Annotated in this window: 4 protein-coding genes; all 4 read left to right on the top strand. The window is 69.6% G+C overall.

Going from position 1 to position 4,002, the window contains the following annotated elements:
- The coding region (locus tag QN345_RS16405) for an NAD(P)-dependent alcohol dehydrogenase (RefSeq protein WP_323508890.1) at positions 1-1,169 on the top strand (1,169 nt) is incomplete at its 5' end.
- 37 nt (positions 1,170-1,206) lie between these two features.
- On the top strand, positions 1,207-1,785 hold the full coding sequence (locus QN345_RS16400; RefSeq protein ID WP_174774654.1) for a hypothetical protein: 579 nt from the start codon (positions 1,207-1,209) through the stop codon (positions 1,783-1,785).
- Positions 1,782-3,347, top strand: coding sequence for a GMC family oxidoreductase (locus QN345_RS16395; protein ID WP_322135270.1), 1,566 nt, complete (start codon positions 1,782-1,784; stop codon positions 3,345-3,347). The genes QN345_RS16400 and QN345_RS16395 overlap by 4 nt, the downstream gene beginning before the upstream one ends.
- An 84-nt stretch (positions 3,348-3,431) precedes the next feature.
- Positions 3,432-3,977 (top strand): YbhB/YbcL family Raf kinase inhibitor-like protein, encoded by a 546-nt coding sequence (locus tag QN345_RS16390; protein WP_241975489.1) that lies wholly within the window; start codon positions 3,432-3,434, stop codon positions 3,975-3,977.
- Positions 3,978-4,002 lie beyond the last annotated feature (25 nt).

Genomic DNA, 4,002 nt, shown 5'->3' with positions numbered 1-4,002 from the left:
GTGGTGAGAGGCGCGCTTTCGAGTCGGCGGCCCAGCACCGAGAGTATGAGGATCTCGTGCCGACCCCTCGGGGGTGCGGCAGGCCGGGCAACGTCGCCCGGCGAGAACCCGGGATGCAGGAGGTCACGGTGAAGGCTGTCCGGATCCATTCCTATGGCGCACAGCCGACCCTCGACGACGTGCCGGAGCCCGAGATCCTCGGCCCGTGGGACGTGCTCGTCGACGTCGGCGCCGCCGGGCTCTGCCGCACCGACCTGCACATCATCGAAGGCCAGTGGGATCCGATCCAGCACCCGCACCTGCCCTATACCCTCGGCCACGAGAACGCCGGCTGGGTGCGGGCGTGCGGCTCGGCCGTGCACAACGTCGCGGTCGGGGACACCGTCATCATGCATCCGCTCACCAGCTGCGGGCTCTGCCCCGCCTGCCGGGAGGGCCAGGACTCGCACTGCGAGAACGCCACCTTCCCCGGCATCAACGTCGACGGCGGCATGGCCGAGGTGCTGCGCACGAACGCGCGCGCCGTGGTGAAGCTCGACCCCGCGCTCCAGCCCCGGGACGTGGCCGCTCTGGCGGATGCCGGACTCACCGCGTACCACGCCGTGCGGAAGGCCGCCCCGGTGCTCTTCCCTGGCAGCCACGCCGTCGTGATCGGATCCGGCGGCCTCGGGCACATCGGCGTGCAGAGCCTCGCGGCGATCACGAGCGCGGAAATCACGGTCGTCGACCGCTCCGAAGCGGCGCTCGAGCTCGCCGGGCAGATCGGCGCACACCACACCGTGCTCGCGACGAGCGACGCGGCGGTCGAGAAGGCCGTCGCCGAGATCACCGGTGGCGGCGCGCACATCGTCTTCGACTTCGTCGGCGAACGCGGCGCAGAACTGCTCGCCCCGAAGTTGCTCCGGAACCGTGGCTCGCACTACGTGATCGGCTACGGCGGTACGGTCAGCCTGCCGACGATCGAGATCATCTCCCGCGAGATCAATGTGATCGGCAACCTCGTCGGCACATACACCGACCTTGTCGAACTGATGACCCTCACCGCCCAGGGCAAGGTCACCCTGCACACCGCTGTCTACCCGCTCGAGGCCGCCAACGACGCGATCGCCGACCTCGAGAGCGGTCGCCTGGTCGGCCGCGGCATCCTCGTACCCGGTCACGCCGCCTGAGCCCGATCCACCCCGATCCATCCGAAGGAGACCAACAGTGACGTTCCTCGAAACCTCGGAAGCCCCGAGCGGCTTCCTCGACTCCCCGCAGGCGCGGGCCCTGCTCGTGCGCGTCATCCGGGTGGCATTCCCGCACGCGCAACTGCCGGACACCGCATACGAGAAGACTGCAGACGCCCTGATCGCGCTCGCCGAGAAGACGCCACGGCACTTCCTCGCCCTGTCGTCCGGCCTCGCGAGCCTCGACACCCTCCCGGCCGGAGCGTTCCTCGACCTCAATGCGATGGATGCCACGGCCCGCCTCCGCGCGATCGAACAGACCGAATTCTTCGGCTTCGTTCGTGCGAACACCGTACTGACCCTCTACAACCTCCCGGAGGTCTGGCAAGCGCTCGGCTACGAGGGCGCATCCTTCGACAAGGGCGGCTATCTGCACCGCGGTTTCAACGACCTCGACTGGCTCCCCGAGCCGCGGATCGAGGAATACACCGGCGAACTGCGCTACGTCGAGATCGGCCCGCTCACCCGGCAGGTCGGTGCCGCGACCCCCGCGACCCCGGCTGCGGCATCCGCAGCCCCGGAATCCGCTTCGGGCAGGGACGAGGTGACGAAGTGACCGCCATCGACCACGACGAGGAGGCCGTCGTCATCATCGGGTCCGGAGCGGGAGGTGGCACCCTCGCCTACGAGCTCACTGCCCGGGGCATCCCGGTCGTCGTGCTCGAGGCAGGGCCCCACATCACCAATGCGGAATACGTCAACGACGAGTGGGCGGCGTTCTCGCAGATGGCCTGGCTCGACCCGCGCACGACGAGTGGCTCCTGGCGCATCGCCCGTGACTTCCCGAACCTGCCGGCGTGGATCGTCAAGGCCGTCGGCGGCAGCACCACGCACTGGTCCGGCGCCACGCCGCGCTTCCTCGCCCACGAATTCCAGGCCCGCAGCGCCTACGGCGGTATCGACGGCGCGAACCTGCTCGACTGGCCGATCACCCTCTCCGAACTCGCGCCGTACTACGACCGCGCCGAGATCGCGATGGGCTCCACGCACCGGCACGGTCGCGCCGCCCTGCCCGCCAACAACAACTACAAGGTGTTCGCCAACGGTGCCGCCCGGGTCGGCTACAACTTCTACGCGACCGGTCCGTACGCGACGAACGCCGAGCCGTACGACGGGCGCCCGGCATCCGTGCAGGACGGCTTCAACTTCCAGGGCGACAAGTCCGGCGCGAAGTGGAGCACCCTCGTGCGCGAGATTCCCCGTGCGGAGGCGACCGGCCACCTCGACCTGCGGCCGCTGAGCCAGGCCGTGCAGATCACGCACGACCGGACCGGGCGCGCCGATGCCGTGCTGTACCTCGATGCCGCCGGCGGCATGCACCGGCAGCGGGCACGCATCGTCTGTGTCGCCGGGAATTCGATCGAGACACCTCGACTGCTGCTGCTCAGCGCGAGCTCACTGTTCCCGGACGGACTCGCGAACTCCTCCGGCCAGGTCGGCCGCAACTACATGCGGCACACCACCGGCTCCGTCTACGCCCAGTTCCCCGACCCGGTGCACTCCTACCGCGGCGAGACCATGGCCGGGATCATCGCGGACGAGGCGCGCCACGACGAGCGCCGCGGCTTCGCGGGCGGCTACTACCTCGAGACCCTCTCCCTCGGGCCGGCGTTCCTCGCGGCCTTCGCGGACCCGGGTTCGTGGGGGCGCGACTTCACGTCGATCCTCGACGGCTACGCGCACACCGCGGGGCTCTGGATCGTCGGAGAGGACATGCCTCAGGAGACCAACCGGATCACCCTCAACGGCTCGGTCACGGATGCTGCCGGCCTGCCGGTCGCGAACGTGAACTTCGACGACCACCCGAACGACGTCGCCATGCGCGACCACGGCTACCGCCAGGCCGAACTGCTTTACGACGCGGTCGGGTCGATCTCGGCGCACCGCACCCCGCCGTATCCCTCGACCCACAACCTCGGCACGAGCCGGATGAGCGCACGACCGGAGGACGGCGTGGTGAACAAGTTCGGGCGTGCCCACGATGTGCCGAACCTGTTCGTGAGCGACGGGTCGGTCTTCACGACCGGCGCCGCGGCCAACCCGACGCTCACGATCGTGGCCCTCGCCATCCGGCAGGCCGACCATATCGCCGAACAGCTCGCCAACCGGTCCCTGTGACCGGGCTACCGGCTCCGGGATCCGGGACCACTCCGGCACCCGGACACCGTCCCGAACCATGCTCGACAAGGAGATGACGCACCCATGACCCACGACCAGATGATGAGAACCCCGTACGACCAGATCGGCGACGTGCCGACCTTCACCCTCGAATCGAACGATGTCGAGAACGGCCGGGAACTCGACCCGCCCCAGCGCAGCGGGATCTTCGGCGCCGGCGGCAGCGACACGTCCCCGGAACTGCACTGGAGCGGTTTCCCGGCGGGAACCCGAAGCTTCGCGGTCACGATGTACGACCCGCTCGCCCCGACGGCGAGCGGATTCTGGCACTGGGCCGTCGCCGACATCCCCGTTTCGACGACGAGCCTGCCGACCGGTGCGGGGGAGGAGGACAGCACCCTGCTCCCGCCCGGCGCCTGGCAGCTGACCAACGACGCGAGCCTCCGCCGGTACCTCGGTGCGGCCCCGCCGGCCGGCCACGGTCGGCACAACTACTACATCGCCGTGCACGCCCTCGACGTCGACACGATCGGGATCCCTGAGACGTCGACGCCCGCGTTCCTCACCTTCAACCTCGGCGCGCACACCCTCGCGCGCGCCGTGATCACGCCCTGGTGGGAGGCCCGCTGACCGTCGCGGAGCGGATGCTCAGCGC

Source organism: Cryobacterium sp. 10I1, assembly GCF_035019805.1.
In the GTDB taxonomy this organism is placed as follows: Bacteria; Actinomycetota; Actinomycetes; order Actinomycetales; family Microbacteriaceae; genus Cryobacterium; species Cryobacterium glucosi.
Note: the sequence above shows the minus strand (reverse complement) of the source record. Positions and strands in the feature narration are given on the sequence as shown.

Excerpts from the sequence above, each read along its gene's own strand:
- QN345_RS16390 (WP_241975489.1), top strand. The coding sequence starts at position 3,432 with ATGACCCACGACCAGATGATGAGAACCCCGTACGACCAGATCGGCGAC.